The sequence below is a fragment of the Paraburkholderia phytofirmans PsJN genome, assembly GCF_000020125.1.
Taxonomy (GTDB): Bacteria; Pseudomonadota; Gammaproteobacteria; order Burkholderiales; family Burkholderiaceae; genus Paraburkholderia; species Paraburkholderia phytofirmans.
This window is the reverse complement of the sequence record NC_010681.1, coordinates 3,681,767-3,707,976: the sequence shown is the minus strand read 5'-3', so window position 1 is coordinate 3,707,976 and position 26,210 is coordinate 3,681,767. Positions and strand designations below refer to the sequence as shown.

Here is a 26,210-nt window from a genome sequence, read left to right as displayed (position 1 = left end):
GTGAGCATGCGGTTCAAAAAGCGGGGGAGTGTAGACTCCTCCGCTTTTTTATTGGCCGCTCGCCGTATTTCTTCTTATTCTTTCAATCATGCTCGAGTTCTTCGCCACGCTTCACTGGGGCGCCGTCATCCAGATCATCGTCATCGACATTCTGCTGGGTGGCGATAACGCGGTCGTGATCGCGCTGGCCTGCCGCAATTTACCGCCGGCCCAACGCACGAAAGGCGTGCTGTGGGGCACGGCAGGCGCGATCGTGCTGCGCGTGGCGTTGATCGCGTTCGCGGTCGCGCTGCTCGATGTGCCGCTGCTCAAGTTCGCGGGCGGACTGTTGCTGCTGTGGATCGGCGTGCGTCTGATGGCGCCGGCGCACGACCCGCATGAGAACGTCAAGCCGGCCGACAAGCTGATGTCGGCGATCAAGACCATCATTGTCGCGGACGCGGTGATGAGCCTCGACAACGTGATCGCGATCGCGGGCGCGGCTGAGGCCGCCGATCCGGAGCACCGTCTCGCGCTGGTGATTTTCGGGCTGGTGGTGAGCATTCCGTTGATCGTGTGGGGCAGCCAGCTGGTTCTCAAGCTGCTTGACCGCTTCCCGATCGTCATCACGCTCGGCGCCGGGCTGCTTGGCTGGATCGCGGGCGGGCTGATCATCAACGACCCGGCAGGCGATCGTTGGCCGATCCTCGATACGCCATTGGCCGAATACGGCATGAGCATCGCGGGGGCGTTGTTCGTCGTCGTCCTCGGCTATCTGCTCAAGCGCCGCAACGCCCATCGCGCGGCGGCTTGAGACGCGCTTCGGTGTCGACATGAGTCGAACTACGCTGCAACGTTAGCCATTCGGCTGACTGTCTGACACGAACACCGGTGGCTACGATTGATACGCCTGTTCCCGATCCGTGGGGCAGGCGTTTTCGTTTCAGGAGCCTGCCGATGATCTTCACTTTGCCTTATTCCCCTTACTCCCAGTCCTCGCTGGCCACGCGCTCACGATCTTGCCGGGCTGGCTGGTCAGCGCGGCTCGCGCGGGCCTGCCGACGCCTCGGCTTCGGTTTCACGCTGATCGAACTGATGATCGTGCTGGCTATCGTCGGCGTGATCGCCGCTTATGCGATTCCCGCGTATCAGGACTATCTGGCTCGCAGCCGCGTCGGCGAAGGGCTCTCGCTGGCGGCGTCCGCAAGGTTGGCGGTGGCTGAAAACGCCACGAGCGGTAACACGTTCAGCGGCGGCTATGCGTCGCCGCCCGCCACCCGCAACGTCGAGTCCATTCGGGTCGACGACGACACCGGCCAGATCACCGTCGCCTTCACGACGCGCGTCGCAGCGGTTGGTTCGAACACGCTCACGCTCGTGCCGTCGGTGCCCGACAATGCGGATGCGCCGACTGCGCGCGTCGCGTTGAGCAAGGGCAGTGTGCAGGCGGGCGCGCTCACGTGGGAATGTTTCGCGGGCGGCAAAGCGGCGTCCTCGCTGCCGGCGCCCGGCGCAGGTCCAGCACCCGCCGATGCGCCCACGTTGCCGTCAAATCTCGCCCCACCGGAGTGCCGTTCGTGAGCGAATGCGACATGAGCGCGCGATAACCGCGCGAGTGAGGCGGCGTCGCAGTTGTCCGCACGTAAAGGCTGATTTTTGGGATATTTCAGCCGGGCCGGCGCACAGCAGGAGAATTTTTTTGTATAGTGCGCCGGTTGCTGACGCCCACCGGTTCCTCGATGCCCACCCCTTTCGCGCGCTATCTGTCTTTCAGTTTGTTGGCTCTCGCGTTGGTGCTGCCTTATGCAGTTGTCAACCACACCTATCCGATTCCGACCTTTTACGCTGAATTCACGGCACTCGCCCTGTATCTGGCAACCGGCGCGGGTGTCGTGCTGCTGGTAGCGAGCGCCAGGCCGCGCGTGACGTTCGCCTCGCCGATGGTCGCGCTGGTGCCGTTGCTGTTCGGGCTGCTGCTGGTGGCTCAGTCGGTGGTATTGCCGGTCTCGCAGCCTTCGATGAACTGGCTCGGCGGCGGCTATCTGCTGGCGGCCTTCATGGCGACTCATGCCGGTTATGGCTTCACGCGGGCCAAGCTCAACGAGACCGCGTTGCGCTGGGCGGCGGGGGCGTTGATTGTCGGCGGGCTGTTTGCGGTGTTTTGCCAGGTCATTCAGTTGTTTCACCTCGAAGTGCGCGTGTCGCCGCTCGTGGTCGCCTATAACGTGACGGTCCAGCGCCGGCCGTTCGGCAACATGGCTCAGGCCAACCACCTCGCCACCTACATCGCGTTTGCGATGGCGGGCGCGCTGTTCCTCGTGCAAACGCGGCGAATCGCCGTGAGCATCTGGTTCCTCGTGTCGACGATTTTCGCGGTAGGCCTTGCGCTGACCGTGTCGCGCGGGCCGTGGCTGCAAATGGGTGTGATCGTGGTGGCAGGTTTCTGGATGGCATTCGCGCAGATGCGCGACCGGTCGCAGGTACGCCGCGGCAATCGCGAGTGGATCATTCCAATTGCGCTGGCCGTGCTGTTTTTCGTGATCAACGCGCTGATCCGTTGGGCCAACGTTCGCTATCACCTGGAGCTCGGACAGTCCGCGGCGGAGCGTTTTCAGGACGCTGGCCAGATCGCGCCGCGCCTCGCGCTGTGGAAATACGGCTGGACGATGTTCAAGACGCATCCGGTACTGGGCGTCGGTTGGGGCGAATTTCCGAGCTATCAGTACGAGTTTGCCAAGTTGCTCGGCGGCGTCGAGATCGCCAATAATTCGCACGACATTTTCATCGACCTGCTCGCGAAGACCGGTCTGGTCGGGCTGGCGATCGTGCTGTTCGGTCTGATTACGTGGCTCGTGCGCGTGGTGCGCGCGCCGCAAAGTTCGGCTCGCGTATTCGGCATTGCGTTGATCGGTGTGCTGGTCATGCACGCGCTGGTCGAATATCCGCAGCAGTACATGTTCTTCCTGCTGCCGGCCATGTTCGTGTTCGGCCTGCTGGAAACGCGGCCGCTGCGGTTCGTGCCCCCCCGGCTGTCGTTCGGCGTCTTTGCCGTGGTGGTGTTCGGCGGGTTGGCCGCGCTGTATCCGGTGTATCGCGACTATGCGCGCGCCGAGGTGCTGTACTACGGCCAGCGTCCCGCCGAGCAATATCGCGCGGACCCGTCGTTCCTGTTCCAGGCGTGGGGCGAGTATGGTATGGCGACGCTTTTGCCGATGAATTCGACGGATCTGCCACTCAAGCTCGCCATGCACAAACAGGCTATGGCGTTGTTGCCGGGCGAAACCGTGTTGCGTCGCTATGCAGTGTTGCAAGCGTTGAGCGGCGATCAGGCCGGGGCACTCGATACCGTCGAACGCCTGAAAATTTTCGCCACGGAACTGAAGGACTGGCCGTCGCAACTGAGTTACGTGTACCAGCTTTGCGACGAGCAGAAAACGCTGACCGGTTTCAAGGCGGAACTGGTCAAGCGCTACGGCATACCAGCAGCCGACGTCAACGAGGACGACGACAGCGACGAGGAGTGAGGCGCTACGTTCGCTTCAAAGCTTCAAAGCTTCAAGTCTTCAAGTCTTCAAGTCTTCAAGGCTTTAAAGTTGGCGCGGGTTGACCACGCACGTGGTCGTCAACCCGCCACCCAATCCCCCGACTTCCCCCCGTGCTTCTCCAGCACCCGCACATCGGTAATCGTCATCCCGCGATCCACCGCCTTGCACATGTCGTACACCGTCAGCAGCCCGACCTGCACGGCAGTCAGCGCTTCCATCTCCACGCCCGTTCGCCCCAGCGTTTCAACCTGCACCGTGCAATGCACGCCCGGCAGCGTGTCATCAAGCTCGAAATCCACTTTCACGCGCGTCAGCGCGAGCGGATGACACAGCGGAATTAAATCAGCAGTGCGCTTCGAGCCTTGAATCGCGGCAATCCGCGCGATGCCGATCACGTCGCCCTTTTTGGCATTGCCGTCGCGAATCAGCGCGAACGTCTCCGGCAGCATGCGAATCGATCCGCGCGCAATGGCGATGCGTCTGGTCTCCTGCTTGCCGCCGACGTCCACCATATGCGCCTGGCCGGCTGCGTCGAAATGAGTGAGTTCAGGCATGGTTGGGCTCCTTAAGAGGGCGCCTATCATAGCAGTGCGGCAAAGGCGCACGGCGGCGGTGCGCTTCCAGAGACAAAGGGCCCCCCGCCATGACTCGCGATCGGCGCAGGCAAAGCGGCAATCGCCCGAATCCCCTGACACGAATCACATGAATTCCCGCGACGACTGACTACAATTGCCCCATGCCCGCTATCTTAGTCCGAGCGGCGGGCGTCGCTTTCGACTTCGTCAACTCGACCTCGCGATGCGTCCGAAACGGTTCCTCGCTGCGTTGCTCTCAATCGCGCTGGCCGCGCCGCCGGGCGCGTTCGCGCAATCGCCCGGCGGGTCGAGTATCGCGCTCAACACGTTGCCCGCGGAGCCGCCGCTGGTCAGCGGCCCGGTCGATGCCTACGCCGATCCGCTCGTGCCGTCCGACATCGCGCAGGGCGTGTTCGGCGTGTACGGCGGCGCGCAGAGCCGCTTCTCCGGCAATACTGGCGTGAACGCCAATTGGCGCGCACCGATCGTCACGCAGCAACTGCCCGATCTCGGCAACGGCGGTTCCGGCTCACTTACGCCGCAGGCGGAGCGCAAGCTCGGCGAGCGCGTGATGCGCGAACTGCGCCGCGACCCCGACTATCTCGACGACTGGCTGGTGCGCGACTATCTGAACTCGGTTGCCGCGAAACTTGCCGCGGCGGCGAGCGCGCTGTATATCGGCGGATATCGTCCGGACTTCGATCTGTTCGCCGTGCGCGACCCGCAGATCAACGCCTTCTCGCTGCCGGGCGGTTTTATCGGCGTGAACACCGGCCTGATCGTGGCCACCCAGACCGAGTCCGAGTTGGCATCGGTGCTGGGTCACGAGATGGGACACGTCTTGCAGCGGCACATCTCGCGCATGATCACGACCGGCGAACGCAGCACCTATGCGGCGCTCGCGGGCCTATTGTTCGGCGTGCTGGCGGGCGTGCTCGCGCATAGCGGCGACCTCGGCAGCGCGATTGCGATCGGCGGCCAGGCGTATGCGGTCGACAACCAGTTGCGTTTCTCGCGTTCCGCCGAGCACGAGGCGGACCGCGTCGGCTTTCTGCTGCTTGCCGGCGCCGGCTACGATCCCTACGCGATGACAACCTTCTTCGGCCGCCTCGATCGGGCCGCGATGAGCGACACCGGCATTCCGGCGTATGCGCGCACGCATCCGCTGACCGGCGAACGGATTGCCGACATGGAGGACCGTGCGCGCCGTGCGCCTTACCGGCAACCGCACCAATCGGCCGAATATGGTTTCGTGCGGGCGCGGTCTCGTCTGCTGCAGGACCGCTCGCGCAGCGAGTACGGCGACGAGATTTCGCGCCTGCGCTCCGAGATCGAGGACCGCACGGCGGTCAACGTCGCGGCCAACTGGTACGGCATGGCGTACGGGCAGATGCTGTTCGAACGTTACGACGACGCGTCGGCGTCGCTGGCGTCGTCCCGCGCGGCGTTCGCGACGGGCGAGCAGGCCGAGGGCGGCACGGCGCGCAGTTCACCGAGCCTCGACGTGTTGGCCGCTGACATTGCGCGGCGCGCCGGCCGCGACGACGAGGCCGCGCGGCTGGCCGAGCTGGCGCAGAGGCGCTGGCCGCAGTCGAATGCCGCCATCGACATGCATATCCGCACCTTGCTGACTTTGCACCGTTTTGCCAATGCTCAGGCGCTTGCGCAAAAAGAGACCCGTATCCAGCCCGATCAGCCGGCCTGGTGGCTGTATCTCGCCCAGGCTAGCGCGGGCACGGGCGACGCGTTGACACAGCATCGTGCGATGGCCGAGAAGTTCGCCCTCGAGGGAGCGTGGCTTTCGGCGATCCGGCAATTGAAGGACGCGCGCGATCTGAAGACGATCGGCTACTACGACCTCGCGACCGTCGACGCGAGGCTGCATGAGATGGAAAGCCGCTATCAGGAGGAGCGGCTGGACGAGAAGAGTTGAGCGTTGCCTGGTTGCCGGCGCTTCACGAGTTCAGCGCACTGGCCTCGTCGAAGCACAGCGCCGCGCGCGGGCTAGTGCTCAAGCGCCCGCAGCCGCCGGACTCGGCACAAACCTAAACCGCGCGGCCACGTCGCCTCGCCGCACAGCCTGCAGCGGCAATACAACCTGATTGTTCCAGCGAAACTCACCGCTCATTGAATCGTCCGCCAGCGTTGCGTGATCGGAGAACACTTCCAGATCGTGGTCGTGCAAGACGGCAACTCTCGGCGGCGTTGCGCCATCGGCGAAGAGAATGCCGCCTTCTTCATCGACGAACACTGCGGTCGGCTCAAATGGGCCGCCAGCCTGATCCTGCAAAGCAAGCACGCAGCGAGCCTCGACGCCCGCTGCGGCCGATAACCTCACCACCCACGGCGTATAGCCCAACTCGACATACACCCGCTGCGGGCCGTTCTGGAAGTACCACTGCCCGCGCTCGTCAGCGTCGTAATTCCGGTTGATGAACGCGAGCAACGCTTCGTGACGGATCGGTGTGCCCGGCGAACCACTTGCCTGCGCGGCCTCGTCGCGCATGCGCCAGTTGCCGCGTCTGTCCAGCATCAGCCACCCTGTGCAACTCGGTACATTCGGCCACTTGGTCAAGGCCTGCTTGACGATGTCATCCATGATCGACGTGTCGCTCCAGATAGCCGAGCACGCGCCGCGACAGCCAGTCGATGCGGCCCGGAAACGGCCCGGTCATAAAGCCGGCGTGGCCGCCATGCTCGGGTTGGTCGAGTTCCACCGCTGCCGAGACTTCATGCCGCGACGGCAATGCCTCAGCCGGCAGGAACGGATCGTTGCGCGCGTTCAGCACCAGCGTCGGCACCTGAATATGCGGCAGCAGCGGACGCGTGGTCGCCGTGCTCCAGTAGTCGTCGGTATCGCGAAAACCGTGCAGCGGCGCGGTCACCACGTTGTCGAACTCGTACATGGTGCGGCTCGCGAGCATCGCGTCACGATCGAACAGGCCCGGAAACTGAACCAGCTTCTGGGCGGCCTTCTGCTTGAGCGTCTTCAGGAAGCTGCGCGTGTAGACGAGGCCGAAGCCTTGTGACAACGCGCGGCCGCCGGCATGCACGTCGATCGGCGTCGAGATCGCCGCGGCGGCCGAGATCACCGACGCCGCGTCCTCACGCCGTTCGCCCAGCCAGCGCAGCAGCACATTGCCGCCGAGCGACACGCCGGCCGCCACGATCGGCCCGCGATGCGCGGCGCGCAAGCGCCGCAGCACCCAATCGACTTCGTTGCTGTCGGCGAGATGATAGAAGCGCGGCATGCGGTTCAACGCTCCGCTGCAACTGCGAAAGTGCGGCACGACGCCGTGCCAGCCACGCTCGCGCGCGGCCGCCATCAGCGAAGCGGCATAGTGCGAGCCCGAGCTGCCTTCGAGGCCGTGAAACAGCACGAAGAGCGGGGCGGTGTCGGCGGGAATGTGAGGTGCGGCGTCAAGCTGGGCGTCATGTTGCACCCAGTCGAGATCGATGAAATCGCCGTCGGGCGTGTCCCAGCGCTCGCGCCGAAACGAGACGGCGGGACGACGTGCGAACAGCGACGGGACGATGGTCTGCGCATGCCGGTTCGGCAGCCAGAGCGGCGCGCGGTAGAGCAACTCGACGGCGGCTTCGACCGTCGCTTCGACGGCGGCCGCGGCGCGTGCCGCCGTGCCGGAAGCAGCGGGTTGATCGGATTGATCGTGCGTGGTGCCCAAAAGGGACTTCCTGCGGGGCGTGCTCATGCCTGCTTCAAAACGAAAAAGTAAAACGCGCGGCGCGCGTCAGTGCAGCGACCCCTGGCCATGCCGCATCTTCGTGGCGAACTGGCTGGCGGCCTCATTGGGCATCGGACTCGCGTGGATGTGCGCGATGCGCCATTCGCCGCGTTCGTGAACCATCACATAAGTCGTGAACACCATGGCGGGCGTGGCCTTCGGGTCGGCCGGCCGGTGCGCTTCGGCAATCGCGTAGACCACGGTGCCGAGGCTGTCGTAGACACGGATATCGAGCGGTTCGATGGAGACCCGCGCGGTTTCGAGCTGGATCTGCAAGCCCGCGCGAATGCTGTCGAGGCCGTGCAGGTGGGAGCCGTCGGCGCAGATGCAGCTGACGAACTCTTCATCGATCCACAGACCCATCAAGCTGTCGATATTGACCTCGGCGACGGCCTGGTAATAGGCGTTCAGGGTATCGGCGGCGGCTTCGAAGATATGGGCAAAACGTGGCATGGCTCGTCAGTCTCTTGTGCGCGGCGCGCGGTTGCGGGACAGCGGTCAGCGGGACAGTCCGGGGCACCGGACCATCGCACCCGAGCGCCAGAATGCCCGCGCCGCAAGGCGCGAACATGACGCGACGCGCTCAGGGCGTGCGGTGTTGCGTGCAAGTGTCAGCGCGTTTAGCGTTGCGCCAGCAACATGCCGCGCAAATCGCCGAATACCTGCTCGGCGCTCAACTGCTTCAGGCAGTTCAGATGACCGAGCGGACACTCGCGCTCAAAACAGGGGCTGCATTCGAGATGAAGCCATTGTACCTTCGCAAGCTCGGACAAGGGCGGCGTATGGCGCGGATCGGTCGAACCGTACACGGCCACCAGCGGCCGGCGCAGCGCGGCGGCCACATGCATCAGTCCGGAATCGTTGGTGACGACGGCATTCGCGCGCGAGATCAGCGCACAGGCCTCGCCCAGCGCCGTCTGGCCGCACAGGTTGCGCACGTTCGGCGCTCGCTCGGCGATGGCCTGCGCGAGCGGCGCGTCTTTCGGGGAACCGAGTGCGACGATCTGCGTGTACGGAAACGACTGGCCGACCATTTGCGCGAGCGACGCGAAGTGCTCGGGCGGCCAGCGCTTGGCCGGCCCGTATTCGGCGCCCGGGCAGAACACCAGCAGCGGCACGCGCGTGTCGAGATTGAAGCGCGCCGAGACGCGCGACGCTTCGTTCAGGTCCGCGTCGAGGCGCGGCATCGGCAGGTCGTCGGGCAGCTTGGCGCCGGGCGCGTAGGCGAGGGCGGCGTATTGACCGACCATCGGCGGGCGCTCGTCTTTCCGCGGATTCGCGTGACGCACGTTCAACAGGCCATAGCGGCTCTCGCCGGTATAGCCGATGCGCAGCGGGATGCCCGCCATCCACGGAATCAGGGCCGACTTGAGCGAGTTCGGCAGCACGTAGGCGGCGTCGTAGCCGACATCGCGCAAGTCGCTCGCCAGTTGCCAGCGGCGCAGCATTTGCAGCTTGCCGTGCGCGAGATCCGTGGCGTAGACGTCGCGAATTTCCGGCATGCGTTCGAGTACAGGCGCGACCCACGAGGGCGCGACCGCGTCGATGACGATGCGCGGATGCAATTTCACGAGGCGCGCAAACAGCGGCTGCGCCATCAATGCGTCACCGATCCAGTTCGGTGCGATAACCAACGCGCGACGCATCAGAGTGAGTGTCCGGTGTCGAAACGAAACCCCGCGCACGATGTACGCGAGGTTCGGGGTGTCAATGGGAATAGGCGGAACGCCGCAGCGGCGGCGCGCTTACGACGCGCTCGACCAGACAGCGGCGTGCCGGGCAACGCCGCAACCGGTTAGCGCCCGGTGTTCGGGATCAATGACCCTTGACCACTTCGCCGTCGCGCAGCTTGTAACGCGTGCTGCAGTAGGGGCACTTGGCTTCGCCGTGCGTGACGTCGATAAAGACACGCGGATGCGCGCTCCAGCGCGGCATGGCCGGGTTGGGGCAATACGCCGGCAGGTCTTTCGCCGACAGTTCGACCAGCGGCATTTCCTTGATTTCGCTCATGAGACGTTCTCGTTGTATGCAGGGTGCGTGCGGCGCGCCGGTTGATCCCGGCGCAGCGCGCGTTAGATCTTGGTCAGCCAGTTCGCGTACTTGTCGCTCTTGCCGTTCACGATATCGAAGAAGCCCGACTGCAGCTTCTCGGTGATCGGGCCGCGTGCGCCCGAGCCGATCGTGCGGTTGTCGAGTTCGCGGATCGGCGTGACTTCGGCGGCGGTGCCGGTGAAGAACGCTTCGTCGCAGGTATAGACCTCGTCGCGCGTGATGCGCTTTTCGATCACCTGGATGCCCGCGTCGCGCGCCAGCGTGATGACCGTGTCACGCGTGATGCCGTCGAGGCACGACGACAGGTCAGGCGTGTACAGCTTGCCGTTGTTCACGAGGAAGAAGTTCTCGCCCGAGCCTTCCGACACGTAGCCGTCCACGTCGAGCAGCAGTGCTTCGTCGTAACCGTCGGCGATGGCTTCCTGGTTGGCGAGGATCGAGTTCACGTACCAGCCCGACGCCTTGGCGCGGACCATCGACACGTTCACGTGATGGCGCGTGAACGACGAAGTCTTCACGCGGATGCCCTTGGCAATGCCGTCTTCACCGAGGTAAGCGCCCCACGGCCAGGCGGCGATCGCCACGTGGATGGTGTTGCCCTTGGCCGATACGCCAAGCTTTTCCGAACCGACCCAGATAATCGGGCGCAAGTAGCAGGACTCGAGCTTGTTTTCGCGGACCACTTCGCATTGCGCGGCGGCAAGCGTTTCATGGTCGAACGGCACGTCCATCTGGAAGATCTTGGCCGAGTTCAGCAGGCGCTTGGTGTGTTCCTGCAGACGGAAAATCGCGGTGCCGCCGTCGGCCGTCTTGTAGGCGCGTACGCCTTCGAAGACGCCCATGCCGTAATGCAGCGTGTGGGTGAGCACGTGGATCTTGGCATCGCGCCAATCGATGAGCTTGCCATCCATCCAGATCTTGCCGTCGCGGTCGGCCATTGACATACGATTCTCCAGCGGGTGCGTTGTTAGGCGTAGCTAAGTCGGGTATAGCCAGGACCCGCATTTTAACGTCTTTTGCACACGGAACGGGCATTTGGCCGCATTCCCGACGCTATAATCCAGCGCACGCATAATTCATATCCGGATGCGCCAGCGGGTGCTTGACGACCTGGCGCCGACTTCCCATCGTTGCAGCGCCCTTGGGCGCCCGCGTTTCGCCCCCATGCTCGCTCGCCTGTCAGATACCAATCGCCGTGCCTTCCGCCAAGGCGCGCGCGACTATTCGCCCACCCTGATGGCGATTTTCTCCTGGGGGCTCGTCACCGGCATCGCCATGAGCAAATCGGTGCTCACGTTGCCGCAGTCGCTCACCATGTCGCTGCTGTGCTACGCCGGCTCGTCGCAACTGGCGGTGCTGCCTCTGCTCGCAGCCAAGCTGCCGATCTGGACCGTGCTGCTCACCGCGGCGATGGTCAATACGCGTTTCGTGATCTTCAGTGTCGGACTCGCGCCGCATTTTTCGTATCTGCCGATGTGGCGGCGCATCGTGCTCGGCTACTTCAACGGCGACGTGATCTATCTGCTGTTCCAGAAGAAGAGCTTCCCGACGGGCTATGTGCCGGGCAAGGAGGCGTACTACTGGGGCATGGCGATTTGCAGCTGGCTGTCGTGGCAGGTGTCGTCCATCGCCGGGATTTTGCTGGCGAGCCTGATTCCCGATAACTGGGGCCTCGCGCTGGCGGGCACGCTGGCTTTGCTGCCCATCATGGTGTCGGCAATCGCGACGCGCTCCACGCTGGTCGCGGTGGGCATCGCCGGTGTGGTGTCGCTGCTCGCTTTCGATCTGCCGTACCGGCTTGCGCTGCCGCTCGCGGTGATCGCGGCAATCATCGCCGGCAGCGCCGCCGACCTGATGGTCGAGCGCGCCGACTTGCGCCGCATCCGCAACAGCGCCGGAGATTCCCGATGACATCCACGCAGATCTGGCTGGCCATTTTCGGCATGACCTTGGTCACCACCGTGACACGCGCGATGTTTCTAATCGGCGGCGAACGCACCGTTTTGCCGGCGCGAGTGCAGCGCATGCTGCGTTATGCGCCGGCTGCGGCACTCGCCGCCGTGGTTCTGCCGGACGTACTGGCGACGCCCGACGGTTTGTCGTTCGCGCCGTCGAATCATGAGTTCTACGCCACGCTGGCGGGTCTCGCGTGGTTTTTGTGGCGGCGCACCATGCTCGGCACGATTGTCGTCGGAATGGTCGTGTTCACGCTGTTGCGCCTCTTCATGTGATTGAAGAGGCAGGAAATGATGCGTTGCGGCGTCAGCGCCCTTGGCTCCAAATACGGGACATTCGCCCGGTCGCGGGTCAGAAGGCTGTGTGGATCAGTTAAAATGCTTGTTTTCCGGGATAAGCGCGCCGCTGCAGGGCGCGCGGGCCGCGGCTCTGCCGTCGGCACCCCTTCAGTGGAGCCGCTGCCGTGCCTGAGCGCTGGAGTTCACCGCGCTTAAGTGCCGCGCGCCGTCCGCCACCGCCTTCCCATCAACTCGCACACACACGCCCATGAACAAGGTATTGCGTCTCTCCGATCTGATCGCCGAAGGCCAGCTATCCGGCAAACGCGTGTTCATCCGCGCCGATCTGAACGTGCCGCAGGACGATCAAGGCAACATCACCGAAGACACCCGTATCCGCGCCTCCGTGCCGGCCATCAAGGCCTCGCTCGATGCAGGCGCCGCCGTGATGGTCACGTCACACCTGGGCCGTCCGACCGAAGGCGATTTCAAGCCGGAAGATTCGCTGGCGCCGGTCGCGAAGCGGCTGGCCGAACTGCTCGGCCGTGACGTGCCGCTGGTGGCAAACTGGGTCGAAAATGGCGTGAACGTCGCGCCGGGCTCGGTCGTGTTGCTGGAAAACTGCCGCGTCAATAAGGGCGAAAAGAAGGATTCCGACGAGCTCGCGCAGAAAATGGCGAAGCTCTGCGACATCTACGTGAACGATGCGTTCGGCACCGCGCACCGCGCTGAAGCCACCACGCACGGCATCGCCAAATACGCGCCCGTCGCGTGCGCCGGCCCGCTGCTGGCCGCCGAACTCGAAGCGCTCGGCAAGGCGCTGGGCGCGCCGAAGCGTCCGCTGGTGGCGATCGTCGCCGGCTCGAAGGTTTCCACCAAGCTGACCATTCTGAAGTCGCTGGCCGACAAGGTCGATCAGCTGATCGTGGGCGGCGGCATCGCCAACACCTTCATGCTGGCTGCCGGCCTGAAGATCGGCAAGTCGCTCGCCGAGGCCGATCTGGTGAACGAAGCCAAAGCCATCATCGACGCCGCGAAAGCGCGCGGCGCCTCGGTGCCGATCCCGACCGACGTGGTCACGGCCAAAGAGTTTTCGCCGACCGCCAAGGCCGAAATTAAGGCCGTCGCCGACGTTCAAGACGACGACATGATCCTCGACATCGGACCGGAAACGGCCAAGGTGCTCGCCGCGCAACTGGAAAAAGCCGGCACGATCGTGTGGAACGGCCCGGTCGGCGTGTTCGAATTCGACCAGTTCGGCAACGGCACCAAAACGCTGGCGGATGCGATCGCCAAGTCGTCGGCGTTCTCGATTGCCGGCGGCGGCGACACGCTCGCGGCGATCGCCAAGTACGGCATCCACGACAAGGTCAGCTATATCTCGACGGGCGGCGGCGCCTTTCTCGAGTTCCTCGAAGGCAAGAAGCTGCCCGCTGTCGACGTTCTGGAATCGCGGGCTTAATGTGACGACGCGCTCCCCAACGGCAAAGTCTGCAAAAGCGCGCGGCGGCAAGCCGCGCAACACCGCAGCAGCATCGGCAGGGGAGCGCGCGGCGCGCTCCGCCGCCACTCCGGCAGCGGCCGATCCCGCGTTTGAATTCGCGACCGGCCCGGTTAGCGCCGAACAGCAGCAAGAAGAATCCGGGGCGTCCCTCGCGCTCGCGGAGTTGACCACTGCCGGTGAGACAGCGGAATTGTCCAGCGCAGATGCTGTGCAAACCGCCTCCCCATCCGCAGAACTCCCCGACGAAGAACTCGCCCCGCCACCGGCACCCCCCGTGCTGGTCTCGAACACCGCTTCATCCAATAAAGCGACGCTGGTTTCAACCGGCGCGCAGCCCCCGGCAGCATCCTTCGGTGCGCAGCCTCCGCATCCGACTCGCAGCGCTCTTTCCAGCGATCTCACCCAGACGAGGAGACTCATGCATCGCGCCACCAAGATTGTCGCCACCATCGGCCCGGCTTCCAATACGCCGGAAATCCTGCTGCAAATGATTCAGGCAGGGCTGGACGTGGTGCGGCTCAATTTCTCGCACGGCACCGCCGACGACCACCGCCAGCGCGCCGAATTCGTGCGCGAGGCGGCCCGTCAGGCCGGCCGCGAAGTCGCCATCATGGCGGACCTGCAAGGCCCGAAAATCCGGGTCGGCAAATTTGAAAACGGCAAGATCATGCTGGTCGCCGGCGAGCCGTTTGTGCTCGACGCCGACTGCGAACTCGGTAACGAGCAGCGCGCCGGTCTGGACTACAAGGACCTGCCGCGCGACCTGAAACCGGGCGACGTGCTGTTGCTCAACGACGGCCTGATCGTGCTGAACGTTTCGCGCGTGATCGGCAACGAGATCCACACCGTCGTCAAGATCGGCGGCGAGCTGTCGAACAACAAGGGCATCAACCGCCAGGGCGGCGGCCTGTCCGCGCCCGCGCTGACCGCGAAGGACATGGAAGACATCCGCACCGCCATGTCGCTCGGCGTGGATTATGTCGCGGTATCGTTCCCGAAGAACGCCACCGACATGGAAATGGCCCGCCAGTTGGCGAACATCGCCGGCGCGCCGTTCGGCATCAAGCCGAAGATGATCGCCAAGATCGAGCGCGCGGAAGCCATTCCGGCGCTGCAGGGCATTCTCGACGCGTCGGACGGCATCATGGTCGCGCGCGGCGATCTGGCCGTGGAAGTGGGGAATGCCGCAGTCCCCGCGCTGCAAAAGCGGATGATCCGTATGGCGCGCGAATCGAACAAGTTCGTGATCACCGCCACGCAAATGATGGAGTCGATGATCCACGCGCCGGTGCCGACCCGCGCCGAAGTGTCGGACGTTGCCAACGCCGTGCTGGATGGCACGGACGCGGTGATGCTGTCGGCGGAATCGGCGGCGGGCAAGTATCCGGTGCAGACCATCGAAACCATGGCGGCGATCTGTGTCGAAGCCGAGAAGTCGGAGCAGTCGGAGCTGGACAAGGATTTCCTCGACCGCACGTTCACGCGGATCGACCAGTCGATCGCGATGGGCGCGCTGTTCACGGCTTTCCATCTCGGCGCGAAGGCGATCGTGGCGTTGACCGAATCCGGCTCGACCGCGTTGTGGATGTCGCGTCACTGGACCCACGTGCCGATTTTCGCGCTCACGCCGCGAGTCGGCAGCGAGCGGGCCATGGCGTTGTATCGCAACGTGACTTCGCTGCACCTGGACACCAACACTGATCGCGACACGGCGTTGCAGCAGGCGTTGGAGACGGTGGTCAGCAAGGGTTACGCGTCGCGCGGCGATATGGTGGTGCTGACCGTTGGCGAGCCGATGGGGCAGGCCGGCGGCACGAATACGCTGAAGATCGTACGGGTCGGCGAGCCGTATTGAGTGCGCGCGGTGCGTGCGATCGGGGTCGGTGCTGAAGCGCTGGCGCCGATCGACACGCGCTCTGCTCGATCGGCACGCTCTGCGTCAAACTTGATTGGCCGCAGCAGGCTGCCATGCTCCGCGAGAGGCGGCGCACAGGCTCCAATCGCGCGTTGAGCGGTAAGGACCGCTCCGCGCTTTAGAGACCGTGTGAACGGGTATGCAGCTTGCTCCGAGACCAACTCGCCCAAAAAAAGATGCCGACGGCACAAGATTTCGTTTCAATCTATGGAGTTATTGCATGCCTCTCGTATCAATGCGTCAACTGCTGGACCACGCCGCTGAAAACGGCTACGGTCTTCCGGCATTCAACGTGAACAATCTGGAGCAGGTTCAGGCGATCATGGCGGCGGCCGACAAGGTCAACGCTCCGGTCATCATGCAGGCCTCGGCCGGCGCGCGTAAGTACGCGGGCGAAGCGTTCCTGCGTCATCTGATCGAAGCCGCGGTCGAGTCGTATCCGCACATTCCGGTCGTGATGCACCAGGATCACGGCCAGTCGCCGGCTGTCTGCATGGCGGCGATCCGCAGCGGTTTCACCAGCGTGATGATGGACGGTTCGCTCGAAGCCGACGGCAAGACGGTCGCGTCGTACGAGTACAACGTGGACGTGTCGCGCAAGGTCGTGGAAGCGGCTCACTCGATCGGCATCACGGTGGAGGCGGAACTGGGCGTGCTCGGATCGCTGGAAACCATGAAGGGCGACAAGGAAGACGGCCACGGCGCGGAAGGCACGATGACGCGCGAGCAGTTGTTGACCGACCCGGAGCAGGCTGCCGATTTCGTCAAGCTGACCCAGTGCGACGCGCTGGCCATCGCGATCGGTACGTCGCACGGCGCGTACAAGTTCAGCAAGAAGCCCACGGGCGATATTCTGTCGATCCAGCGCATCAAGGAAATCCACCAGCGCATTCCGAACACCCATCTGGTGATGCACGGTTCGTCGTCGGTGCCGCAGGAACTGCTGGCGGAAATCCGCGAATTCGGCGGCGACATGAAGGAAACCTACGGCGTGCCGGTCGAGGAAATTCAGGAAGGCATCAAGAACGGCGTGCGCAAGGTCAATATCGACACCGACCTGCGACTGGCCATCACCGGCGCGATCCGCCGCTACATGGCGACCAACCCGAGCAAGTTCGATCCGCGCGATTACCTCAAGCCGGCGCGCGAAGCGGCGATGAAGATCTGTGTCGAGCGCTACACGCAATTCGGCTGCGAAGGCCAGGCTGGCAAGATCAAGCCGGTTTCGCTTGATAAAATCGCGGAGAAGTACAAAGCAGGCGAGCTTTCGCAAGTCGTCCGCTAAGCTGTCAACAGGCTCCGCGCCTGGCCGTTTGGCCAGGTTGTCGTTAGACCGCCGTTCCCGCATCATCCGGGGAACGGCGTTTCCCTTTTGTTCCGGTCACACTTTTTGCCTCACTTTTAGCGAACCAAGACGATGTCTACCCTCTACGAATCCACGCTCCGCTCGCTGCCGTTGCTCGGCCGCGGTAAAGTCCGCGACAACTATGCGGTGGGCAACGACCAGTTGCTGATCGTCACGACCGACCGTCTGTCGGCGTTCGACGTCATCATGGGCGAGCCGATTCCGAATAAGGGACGCGTGCTCAACGAAATGGCGAACTTCTGGTTCGAGAAACTGAAGCATGTGGTGCCGAACCACCTGACGGGCGTCGCGCCTGAATCCGTGGTGGCGGCCGACGAAGTCGAGCAGGTCAAGGGCCGCGCGGTCGTCGTGAAGCGTCTGGAACCGATCCTCGTCGAAGCCGTGGTGCGAGGCTATCTGGCCGGCAGCGGCTGGAAAGACTACCAGGCAACCGGCTCGGTGTGCGGCGTCGAACTGCCGCCGGGTCTGCAAAACGCACAGAAACTGCCCGAGCCGATCTTCACGCCGGCGGCCAAGGCCGAAATGGGCCATCACGACGAAAACATCACCTACAACGAGATGGAGCGCCGCATCGGCACCGAACTGTCGGCCACGATCCGCGACATCTCGATCAAGCTATACAAGGAAGCGGCTGACTACGCGGCCACGCGCGGCATCATCATCGCGGATACGAAGTTCGAGTTCGGCCTGGACAATCACGGCAAGCTGTATCTGATGGACGAGGCGTTGACCGCGGATTCGTCGCGCTTCTGGCCGGCCGACCAGTATCAGGTCGGCACCAACCCGCCGTCGTTCGACAAGCAGTTCGTGCGCGACTGGCTCGAAACCCAGCCGTGGAAGAAAGAGCCGCCGGCACCGAAGCTGCCGGACGACGTGGTCACGAAGACGGGCGAAAAGTATCAGGAAGCGCTCGAACGCCTGACCGGACACAAGCTCGCCTGATTGCGCACAGCCGTTGGATTCGCGCCGCGTGAGAAAGCGCGGGGCGGCCTCGTGATTTCGCACGCGCCGGGCGATTGCTGCCAGGCGACAGGTTCGGAGGCGCTTTAAGCAGAACGCCGCACCTCGGCGAGTTTTCCGCCCCGCGGGAAGTCTCCTTGGGAGATTCCCTCGAAAGGCCTGGCGCGAAGCGATGGGTGCGCAGGCGCTCTCAAGAAACAAGGAAGCCGTAAGATGAATGAAGCACAAACCGCCCATACGCATGGCGCGCCGGTGATCGGCGTGCTGATGGGCTCCAGTTCCGACTGGGAAGTGATGAAGAACGCCGTGGCCGTTCTGCAGGAATTCGGCGTGCCCTACGAGGCCAAGGTCGTGTCCGCGCACCGCATGCCCGACGAAATGTTCGCCTATGCTGAAAGTGCGCGCGAGCGCGGCATTCGCGCGATCATCGCCGGTGCGGGCGGCGCGGCGCATCTGCCGGGCATGCTGGCTGCCAAGACCACGGTGCCGGTGCTCGGCGTGCCGGTGGCGAGCAAGTACCTGAAGGGCGTGGATTCGTTGCATTCGATCGTGCAGATGCCCAAGGGCGTGCCGGTTGCCACGTTTGCGATCGGTGAAGCAGGCGCGGCGAACGCGGCGCTGTTCGCCGTGTCGCTCCTGAGCGGTACGAGCGACGAGTACGCGCAGAAGCTGGCTGCGTTCCGCGTGCGCCAGAACGAAGCGGCTCACGCCATGGTGTTGCCGGCGCTGTAAGCGCACAGACTGATTGCTTGAAGACGTCCCCCTGTCCGACCCCCGGACGGGTGCCTGCCATCGCATTGCTAGCATTGCACGCATTGCACAGAGCACCCGGCCGCGACCGACCACTAAGATGAACCCAGACAACACACCCGTTTCACCGATTCTGCCCGGCGCATGGCTTGGCATGGTCGGTGGCGGCCAGCTCGGCCGCATGTTCTGTTTCGCCGCTCAGGCCATGGGCTACCGCGTCGCCGTGCTCGATCCGGACGAAAACAGTCCGGCGGGCGCCGTCGCCGATCGCCACTTGCGCGCGGCTTACGACGACGAAGCCTCGCTGACCGAACTCGCGCGGCTGTGCGCGGCGGTGTCGACCGAATTCGAGAACGTGCCGGCCGCGAGCCTCGACTTCCTCGCGCGGACTACGTTCGTGAGCCCGGCCGGGCGCTGCGTCGCCGTGGCACAGGACCGTATTGCGGAGAAACGCTTCATCGCGTCGTCGGGCGTTGCGGTCGCGCCGCACGTGGTGATCGAATCGTCGGATGCGCTGGCCGCGCTCGACGACGCGAAGCTCGAAGCCGTCCTGCCGGGTATTCTCAAGACCGCCCGCATGGGCTACGACGGCAAAGGCCAGATTCGTGTGCGCAACGCCGAGGAAGTGCGCGAGGCGCATGCTTCGCTCGCCGGCGTGCCGTGCGTGCTGGAAAAGCGTTTGCCGTTGAAGTTCGAGGTCTCCGCGCTGATCGCGCGGGCGGCGAGCGGCGCGTCGGTGGTCTATCCGCTTGCGCAGAACACGCATCGCGACGGCGTGCTGTCGCACACCATCGTCCCGGCGCCGGATGCGAGCGCCACGCTCGTCCAGCAGGCGCAACAGGCGGCGCTGCAAATTGCGGACAAGCTCGGTTATGTTGGCGTGCTGTGCGTCGAGTTCTTCATTCTCGAAGACGGTTCGCTGGTGGCCAATGAAATGGCGCCGCGCCCGCACAATTCCGGCCACTACACGGTCGACGCCTGCGCGACCAGCCAGTTCGAACAGCAGGTGCGCGCCATGACCGGCATGCCGCTAGGCGACACGCGCCAGCATTCGCCCGCTGTCATGCTGAACATTCTCGGCGATGTGTGGTTCCCGGACGGCCCGAAGCGCGCGGCGGTCACGCCGCCGTGGCAAGAAGTCGCCGCCATGCCGGCAGCCCGTCTGCATCTGTACGGCAAGGAAGAGGCGCGGTGCGGCCGCAAGATGGGCCACGTGAATTTCACGGCGGCCACGCTCGAAGAAGCGCGCACGGCCGGGCGCGATTGCGCGCGGCTTCTGCACATCATCACGAGCTGACACGAGCACCATGCCGGATCAACAGAAACACGCCGAAGGCGCATTGCCTGTGAGCGCCGAGCAGATCGAACACGCGGCGGCGCTGCTCGACGCGGGCGAGCTCGTCGCGTTTCCCACGGAGACGGTCTATGGTCTCGGCGGCGACGCCGAGAGTCCCGACGCGGTCGCTCGCATTTACGCGGCGAAGGGCAGGCCGGCGAATCATCCGGTGATCGTGCATCTCGCGCCGCAGGGCGACCCGAATTACTGGGTCGAGCGTTTGCCTGCAGAAGCGCAGCGGTTGATCGACGCGTTCTGGCCGGGCCCGCTCACGCTGATCCTGAAGCGCGCCGCGCGCATTCCGGCAGCGGTGAGCGGTGGCCAGGATTCGGTGGGATTGCGCTGCCCGTCGCATCCCGTTGCGCAAGCCTTGCTCGATGCGTTCAATGCGTTGCGCGGCGGACATGGCGGCGTTGCGGCGCCGTCGGCGAACCGCTTCGGACATGTGAGCCCGACCACGGCGCAACATGTGCGCGACGAGTTCGGCGGCGCGATTCATGTGCTGGACGGCGGCGCGTCGGATGTCGGTATCGAATCGACCATTCTGGATTTGTCGCGCGGTTTTCCGGCGTTGTTGAGGCCGGGGCGTGTGACACCGCAAGATATCGCCGACGTGCTCGGCGAGGCGCCGCGCTTGCCGGACGGCTCGGACGCAACTGCGCCGCGGGCTTCGGGCACGTTGAAGGCGCATTACGCGCCGCGCACGCCGTTGGCGCTGTTGCCTTTCGTCGCGCTGGAGCCTTTGCTTGCCGCACGGCAAGCGGATGAGCGCGTGGCGCTGGTGGCGCGTGCGTCGCGAGCCGGACGTTGGGCCGACGCCGAAGGCGTGCATTTCATCGCCGCGCCTGAAGATCCGCATGTCTATGCGCGCGAACTGTACGGTTTGCTGCGGGCGCTGGATCGTGCGAACGTGACGCGAATTTTGATCGAAAAGCTGCCGGATACGATCGAGTGGATCGCCGTCAATGACCGGCTTGGCCGGGCGGCCGCTGCGTTCGAAGCACAGGGGTAGTGCCGGCTGCATCAGCCGCCGGAACTCTCGTTCACCACAGCAAAGAAAAACGGCGGATCGAGCCTCGATCCGCCGTTTTTCCTGCAACGTCTTGCCTGCTTACTTGCCCAACCCGGTCGCAGCGATCTGCTGCTGCACGTACTGCGCGAACAGCGCGTGCAAATGCGTGCTCGGGTGCACCGTGTCCGCGAACATATAGGTCTGGTCAGCGCCAGCCACCGTATAAGTCTGCGGCGAGCAGAACAGCGACGAGCCGAACTGGGCGCCGTACTGAGCCGGCGTCAGCCCGTTCGTTGCGCTCGGATTGGCGGTGGCGTACGCGGTTGCGTTGTTCTGCATCGACGTCAGGTTACACGCCGTGCCGGTGTTCGAAACCGTGAAGCCCAAGGCCTTGTAGTTCGGCAATTGTTGATCGATCCACGTGAACGCGTCGGCCACGATGACCTTGCCCGTCCCCACCAGGCCGAGCGCCGTCAGGTTCTGCACCAGCAGATAGTTATACGCCGCGGTAATGCCGGACAGCAGTGCAGCCGAGCCGGGCGTGCTCGCGTTGGCGGCGACGCCGAGCGGCGTGTTGCCGATGTCCGGCACCGTCGACACCACCACATGAGTCGCGCCCGAGTTGACGATCTTCTGGACTTGCGCGGCGAGCTGCGTGGCGGCCTGCGCGATCTGCGGGTTGGCCAGCTGCTGCAGGTAGCCGACGATAAACGCCACCTGACCTGCCTGCGAGTTCGGCAGTTTGCCGGCCTGCACGAGCAGCGGGTACTGTGTCTGAAGCGCGGTGCCGAGCGCCGTCAGGTTGGCGGTGGTTCCCGCGAACTGGAAGATGTCGTTCGCGCCGCCATTGATCAGCACGAGCTGGTTCGCGTTGAAGCTCGTATGCGCGCCCAGGTAGTTGGCCACCTGTGTCACGACCGGCACGGTCGTCGCGGCCATGTTGTTGGGCGCCCAACCCTGGCCTTGCGCATTGACGACGTCCGAGCCGCCTTGCGCGTAGCCCAAGCCACCCGCTGCAACCAGCGGCTGGCCGAAGCCACCGAGGTACGCCGGCGTCAACGTGTCGCCGTAGTATTCCGCGACCTTCTGGGTCCACACTTCACCCGGGTTCGTGGTGAAGCGGCCGCCGCCGAAGCTGCCTTGAATGACCGGCGAATACGTGCCGACATCCGACAGGCTGTCGCCGAACGACACGACCTGCAATTTGACTCCGCCTGCAGGCGTGCTGCTCGCGTTGTTGTTATTGTCGCTACCCCCGCCGCAAGCCGCGAGCAGAGCGAATGCCGTGCTGGCCATGGCGATCTGCGTGACACGCAGCCAATGTTGTTTCCGCGATGCTGTTTGCTTCATGTTGACGACATCTCCTCGTATGTGTGGCCCTTATGCCATGTGTTGCAGGCAGCGCCCACCGCTTAGGCGGCGTGACGACAGCTTACAGAATCTTCTACGGCCTGCGTGGTGTTTGAAACGCGGCCGTATGGTCTTGCTTCACGCGCATTGCCCCGCCCGGCTTTTCACCTGAAGCCATGCTCGCTCCCGATGAACCGGCGGCAAGCCGCGCATGATAATCCGCCGCCCACGCGGGCGGCGCAAACAGCGCGCGCAGTTTGTTGCGCCAGCCGTGCACGCGCGCGAAGTCGACCGCCATCGACGCCCATTCGTGAAACGTCGCCTTCAACGGGTTGTAAGTGTGAAGCGGTTCGACGATGCCGTAGACCGGCGCATCGCGCGAATCTTCCTCGACATAGCTGCCGAACAGGCGATCCCAGATCACCAGCACGCCGGCATAGTTGCGGTCGATATAGCGGTCGTTGCGCGCGTGATGGACGCGATGGATCGACGGCGTATTGAACACGTATTCGAGCCAGCCGAGTTTGCCGATGGCCTGCGTATGCACGAAAAACTGAAAGCCGAGATTGATCAGCACGATCGCGACGATCTGCTTCGGCGGAAAACCGAGCACGGCGAGCGGCGTCCAGAAAAGCCACATGCCAGCGATCGGATACATCAGGCTCTGGCGGAACGCGGTCGAAAAATTCATGCGCTCCGACGAGTGATGCACGACATGCGCGGCCCACAGCCAGCGCACGCGATGACTGCAACGATGGAACACGTAGTAGAGCAGATCCTGCGCGATGAACAGCACGACGAACGAGACCCAGCTCGCCTGCCATGTGTAGATGCGATAGTGATCGTAGAAGAACGCGTAGACCGGAATGATGGCAAGCCACGCGAGTTTGTCGGCGGCTTGGTGCATCAATGCGAGCGCGGCGTTGCAGAGCGTGTCGTGCCAGCTATAGAGTTGCGCGCCCGGCCGCGTGCGCCGCAGGTGCCACGCCTCCCAGCCGATGCATGCGAGAAAGACTGGCGCCATGGCGAGCAGCAGCAATTCGGCATCGAATTGCATCGTGTCTTCCTCCGTGGTCCCTGGCCGCCGCGCTGTGCGCAGCGGATGTTGTCGTTTTTGTTCGAGCGGGACCGTAGACGATGCACGGGCCCGGCGCCACGTTCAGCGTATTACGTACGCGCGCCTCGAACACTGCCCGACAGCGTACACGCTTGAGCACGTCGCCGCGCGCGGCTTCGCTAGAAGGAACACTCAGTGAGCGCCGCGCTTGTGCGGGTTTTTCCTGGGCTTGATGCTGCGTGGTTCGACGACCGGTTCGGACACCTTGGTGAAGCCCTGCGACGGCCCTTGATACACCCATTCGAGCAGCGCGTCGTGCGCGGCGCGCGCGGCTTCCGAATGCGGATCGTTGATCAGGCTGACCACCACGTAACTGTTACCGTCCGCCGAAGCCACGTAGCCCGCGATCGCCCGAACGTCGCGCAAGGTGCCCGTCTTGATGTGCGCATTGCCGCCCGCGCCCTGGTTGGTCAAGCGGTTGCGCATGGTGCCGTCGACGCCCGCGATCGGCAACGACTCCACGAACACCTGCGCGACCGGACTTGCATTGGCTCGCTGCAATAGATCAGCGAGCGAGAGCGCGGTGACATGCTCTTCGCGCGACAGGCCCGAGCCGTTATCGAGCGTCAGATATTCCATATCGACGCTGTCGCGGCGCAGAAACGCCTGAATTGCACGCGCCGATTTGGCGGTCGTCGCGGGTCCTTTTTCTTCGGCGGCGCCGATCGTCAGGAACAGGTTGCGCGCCATCGTGTTGTTGCTGAACTTATTGATGTCGCGAACGATGTCGGACAGCACCGGCCCCTGATGCGTAGCGACCAGTTTGGCGCCGACGGGCACCGCGCCTTCGCGCGTCGCGCCGCTGAACGTGCCGCCGGTTTGCTGCCACAGCGCGAGAAAACCGCCAGCGAAAAACGCGGAGTGGTCGAGTACCGCGACGTTGATCGTGCGCGGGCCGCAGCGCACCGAATAGTCGCCGCTGAACGAGGCCACGACGGTGCCGTTCGGCTGCGGCGTGACGGTGGGCGACACCGAGGCCGCGTCGCCGCGGCACGGGCCGTTCACCGCGTGCATCTGGTTGTCGATCTGCAATTGCGCGAGCGCGGGCAGTACGTCGATTGCCACGCTGCCGTCGGGCGACGGCGTCAGCGTGAACGACAGCGACTTGAATGCATACAGCAGCGGATCGGGACCGACGTTGTACGGCGCGGTGGTGTCGTCGTCGAAGGGCGGCAGGTCGCGCGTGGACGGATCGAAGTAGCGCTTGTCGAGCACCAGCGCGCCGTCGATACCGTTGATGCCCGCCTTGTGGATCTTCTGCACGAGGTCGATCAGTTCTTCCGGCACGAGCTTCGGATCGCCCGTGCCCTGAATGTAGAGATTGCCGTGCAGCACGCCGTTGGCGTCGATGGTGCCGTCCGCGTAGGCGCTCGTGCGCCAGCGGTAGTCGGGGCCGAGTATCGACAGGCCTGAGTAGGTGGTGACGAGTTTCATCGTCGAGGCGGGCATCATCGGCTTGCCGGCGTTCAGTGCGAGGATCGGCGTGCGATCGCCGACTTTCTCCACGACCACGCTGATCGACGACAAGGGTACGTGCGCGCGCTGCAAGCCGAGCATCACCGATTGAGGCAAGACGGTGGTGACGTTGACGCTCGGGCGCGTGGCCTTGACGCGAGCCTGCGCAGCGAGCGGCAGCGATGCGCCAAAGCCGAGCGCGGCACAGGCGAATAGCCAGGCCATGGCGCGCGGCGCGAAGCGGCGCGGCAGATGCATGGTGGAAGCGGTGGCCAAGGTAGAGGCGGTGCAAGCCGCGCCAGCGGACAAAGCAGTGAACGTGCTTGTAGCGGCAGACGCGGAAGCGGAAGCAGAAGCGGATCGCGCACGCAGCGCGACATGACGTACATATGTGATGCGGCGTGCAAGAGAAACCAGAAATGCGTGCGTCATGAACGGGCGAGAAAGCAGAATGTCAGGGCGTGGGGCACGCGGCGATTCAGGGCGGCGCCGATGGATCGCGTTGGCGCGCGGACGAAAATGCCGGCCGCGCGAAGCAAAGCGCCCATTGTAGAGAGTTGCCGCCAGGCTGCGGTGGAAAATGCGCCACGCGGCGCGCAGGCGGGGAGCGGGCGCTAGAATGCGGCATCATCGAACGATTCGGAACGGATAACCATGCGCATCTTGCTAGTCGAAGACGACCGGATGATTGCTGAAGGCGTGCGCAAAGCGTTGCGCGGCGAAGGCTTCGCGGTCGACTGGGTGGAAGACGGCGAAGCGGCGCTCAGCGCGGCAGGCAGCCAGCCTTACGATCTCGTGTTGCTCGACCTGGGCCTGCCCAAACGCGACGGTCTCGACGTGCTCCGCACGCTGCGCGCGCGCGGCCACGCGCTGCCGGTGCTGATCGTGACCGCGCGCGACGCCGTAGCGGATCGTGTCAAAGGCCTCGACGCCGGCGCCGACGATTACCTCGTCAAACCCTTCGATCTCGACGAACTCGGCGCCCGCATGCGCGCGCTGATCCGGCGTCAATCCGGACGCAGCGATTCGACCATCCGGCACGGCAACCTGACGCTCGATCCGGCCTCGCATCAGGTCACGCTCGACGGCGCGCCGGTCGCGTTATCGGCGCGTGAATTCGCGCTGCTCGAGGCGCTGCTCGCGCGTCCTGGCGCCGTGCTCTCGAAGAGCCAGCTCGAAGAAAAAATGTACGGCTGGGGCGAGGAAATCGGCAGCAACACCGTCGAGGTCTACATTCACGCGCTGCGCAAGAAACTCGGCGCGGAGCTGATCCGCAACGTGCGCGGTCTGGGCTACATGATCGCGAAGGACGCCTGA

The 26,210-nt window shown here is 64.4% G+C and carries 24 protein-coding genes; 14 read left to right on the top strand and 10 right to left on the bottom strand.

Going from position 1 to position 26,210, the window contains the following annotated elements; translation table 11 throughout:
• Positions 1-88 precede the first annotated feature (88 nt).
• From BPHYT_RS16335 to BPHYT_RS16325, 3 genes are all read left to right on the top strand, one after another.
• On the top strand, positions 89-793 hold the full coding sequence (locus tag BPHYT_RS16335; RefSeq protein ID WP_012434250.1) for a TerC family protein: 705 nt from the start codon (positions 89-91) through the stop codon (positions 791-793).
• 143 nt (positions 794-936) lie between these two features.
• Positions 937-1,560, top strand: a complete 624-nt coding sequence (locus tag BPHYT_RS16330; protein WP_012434249.1) for a pilin — start codon at positions 937-939, stop codon at positions 1,558-1,560.
• A 158-nt stretch (positions 1,561-1,718) separates the two neighbouring features.
• On the top strand, positions 1,719-3,503 hold the full coding sequence (locus BPHYT_RS16325) for a PglL family O-oligosaccharyltransferase (protein ID WP_012434248.1): 1,785 nt from the start codon (positions 1,719-1,721) through the stop codon (positions 3,501-3,503).
• Between the two features lie 98 nt (positions 3,504-3,601).
• Here the strand turns inward: BPHYT_RS16325 and moaC are convergent, their stop codons facing one another.
• Entirely contained in the window at positions 3,602-4,078 is a 477-nt protein-coding gene (moaC, locus tag BPHYT_RS16320; RefSeq protein ID WP_012434247.1) for a cyclic pyranopterin monophosphate synthase MoaC, read from the bottom strand.
• 244 nt (positions 4,079-4,322) lie between these two features.
• Here moaC and BPHYT_RS16315 point away from each other — a divergent pair, with 244 nt between their 5' ends.
• Positions 4,323-6,032 (top strand): M48 family metalloprotease, encoded by a 1,710-nt coding sequence (locus BPHYT_RS16315; protein ID WP_012434246.1) that lies wholly within the window; start codon positions 4,323-4,325, stop codon positions 6,030-6,032.
• 78 nt (positions 6,033-6,110) lie between these two features.
• On the opposite strand, the gene BPHYT_RS16310 is transcribed toward BPHYT_RS16315, so the two are convergent.
• The 6 genes from BPHYT_RS16310 to BPHYT_RS16285 form a co-directional block, all read right to left on the bottom strand.
• The gene (locus BPHYT_RS16310) at positions 6,111-6,698 is read right to left on the bottom strand and encodes a DUF2946 family protein (RefSeq protein ID WP_012434245.1); all 588 of its coding nucleotides are present in this window, start codon (positions 6,696-6,698) and stop codon (positions 6,111-6,113) included.
• Positions 6,691-7,809: a hydrolase gene (locus BPHYT_RS16305; RefSeq protein ID WP_012434244.1), complete on the bottom strand. Its 1,119-nt coding sequence runs from the start codon at positions 7,807-7,809 to the stop codon at positions 6,691-6,693. Before BPHYT_RS16305 ends, BPHYT_RS16310 begins: the two co-directional genes overlap by 8 nt.
• Positions 7,810-7,848: 39 nt before the next feature.
• The gene (locus BPHYT_RS16300; protein WP_012434243.1) at positions 7,849-8,295 is read right to left on the bottom strand and encodes a nuclear transport factor 2 family protein; all 447 of its coding nucleotides are present in this window, start codon (positions 8,293-8,295) and stop codon (positions 7,849-7,851) included.
• 167 nt (positions 8,296-8,462) lie between these two features.
• Positions 8,463-9,488: a lipopolysaccharide heptosyltransferase II gene (waaF, locus tag BPHYT_RS16295; RefSeq protein ID WP_012434242.1), complete on the bottom strand. Its 1,026-nt coding sequence runs from the start codon at positions 9,486-9,488 to the stop codon at positions 8,463-8,465.
• A 169-nt stretch (positions 9,489-9,657) separates the two neighbouring features.
• Complete coding sequence (locus BPHYT_RS16290) at positions 9,658-9,852, bottom strand: zinc-finger domain-containing protein (RefSeq protein WP_007180502.1); 195 nt, start codon at positions 9,850-9,852, stop codon at positions 9,658-9,660.
• Positions 9,853-9,914: 62 nt separating this feature from the next.
• The gene (locus BPHYT_RS16285) at positions 9,915-10,838 is read right to left on the bottom strand and encodes a branched-chain amino acid transaminase (RefSeq protein WP_012434241.1); all 924 of its coding nucleotides are present in this window, start codon (positions 10,836-10,838) and stop codon (positions 9,915-9,917) included.
• A gap of 220 nt (positions 10,839-11,058) precedes the next feature.
• On the opposite strand from BPHYT_RS16285, the gene BPHYT_RS16280 reads away from it, so the two are divergent.
• The 9 genes from BPHYT_RS16280 (at position 11,059) to BPHYT_RS16240 (ending at position 20,971) form a co-directional block, all read left to right on the top strand.
• Entirely contained in the window at positions 11,059-11,805 is a 747-nt protein-coding gene (locus BPHYT_RS16280; RefSeq protein ID WP_012434240.1) for an AzlC family ABC transporter permease, read from the top strand.
• Positions 11,802-12,125: an AzlD domain-containing protein gene (locus BPHYT_RS16275; RefSeq protein WP_012434239.1), complete on the top strand. Its 324-nt coding sequence runs from the start codon at positions 11,802-11,804 to the stop codon at positions 12,123-12,125. Before BPHYT_RS16280 ends, BPHYT_RS16275 begins: the two co-directional genes overlap by 4 nt.
• Positions 12,126-12,396: 271 nt before the next feature.
• Positions 12,397-13,590 (top strand): phosphoglycerate kinase, encoded by a 1,194-nt coding sequence (locus BPHYT_RS16270; RefSeq protein WP_012434238.1) that lies wholly within the window; start codon positions 12,397-12,399, stop codon positions 13,588-13,590.
• A gap of 460 nt (positions 13,591-14,050) precedes the next feature.
• Positions 14,051-15,487, top strand: a complete 1,437-nt coding sequence (pyk, locus tag BPHYT_RS16265) for a pyruvate kinase (RefSeq protein ID WP_012434237.1) — start codon at positions 14,051-14,053, stop codon at positions 15,485-15,487.
• 280 nt (positions 15,488-15,767) lie between these two features.
• Entirely contained in the window at positions 15,768-16,832 is a 1,065-nt protein-coding gene (gene fba, locus BPHYT_RS16260; protein ID WP_012434236.1) for a class II fructose-bisphosphate aldolase, read from the top strand.
• A 132-nt stretch (positions 16,833-16,964) separates the two neighbouring features.
• Positions 16,965-17,855, top strand: coding sequence for a phosphoribosylaminoimidazolesuccinocarboxamide synthase (locus BPHYT_RS16255; RefSeq protein ID WP_012434235.1), 891 nt, complete (start codon positions 16,965-16,967; stop codon positions 17,853-17,855).
• 231 nt (positions 17,856-18,086) lie between these two features.
• Positions 18,087-18,605, top strand: coding sequence for a 5-(carboxyamino)imidazole ribonucleotide mutase (gene purE, locus BPHYT_RS16250; protein WP_012434234.1), 519 nt, complete (start codon positions 18,087-18,089; stop codon positions 18,603-18,605).
• Between the two features lie 118 nt (positions 18,606-18,723).
• Positions 18,724-19,920: a 5-(carboxyamino)imidazole ribonucleotide synthase gene (locus BPHYT_RS16245; protein ID WP_012434233.1), complete on the top strand. Its 1,197-nt coding sequence runs from the start codon at positions 18,724-18,726 to the stop codon at positions 19,918-19,920.
• 10 nt (positions 19,921-19,930) lie between these two features.
• Positions 19,931-20,971: an L-threonylcarbamoyladenylate synthase gene (locus tag BPHYT_RS16240; protein WP_012434232.1), complete on the top strand. Its 1,041-nt coding sequence runs from the start codon at positions 19,931-19,933 to the stop codon at positions 20,969-20,971.
• Between the two features lie 99 nt (positions 20,972-21,070).
• Here BPHYT_RS16240 and BPHYT_RS16235 read toward each other — a convergent pair whose 3' ends face one another.
• The 3 genes from BPHYT_RS16235 to dacB form a co-directional block, all read right to left on the bottom strand.
• Positions 21,071-22,321, bottom strand: a complete 1,251-nt coding sequence (locus BPHYT_RS16235) for an SGNH/GDSL hydrolase family protein (RefSeq protein ID WP_012434231.1) — start codon at positions 22,319-22,321, stop codon at positions 21,071-21,073.
• Between the two features lie 94 nt (positions 22,322-22,415).
• Positions 22,416-23,378, bottom strand: a complete 963-nt coding sequence (locus BPHYT_RS16230; protein WP_012434230.1) for a sterol desaturase family protein — start codon at positions 23,376-23,378, stop codon at positions 22,416-22,418.
• 192 nt (positions 23,379-23,570) lie between these two features.
• On the bottom strand, positions 23,571-25,325 hold the full coding sequence (gene dacB / locus BPHYT_RS16225) for a D-alanyl-D-alanine carboxypeptidase/D-alanyl-D-alanine endopeptidase (RefSeq protein WP_041758558.1): 1,755 nt from the start codon (positions 25,323-25,325) through the stop codon (positions 23,571-23,573).
• Between the two features lie 222 nt (positions 25,326-25,547).
• Between dacB and BPHYT_RS16220 the strand changes: the two genes are divergently transcribed.
• The gene (locus tag BPHYT_RS16220; protein ID WP_012434228.1) at positions 25,548-26,210 is read left to right on the top strand and encodes a response regulator; all 663 of its coding nucleotides are present in this window, start codon (positions 25,548-25,550) and stop codon (positions 26,208-26,210) included.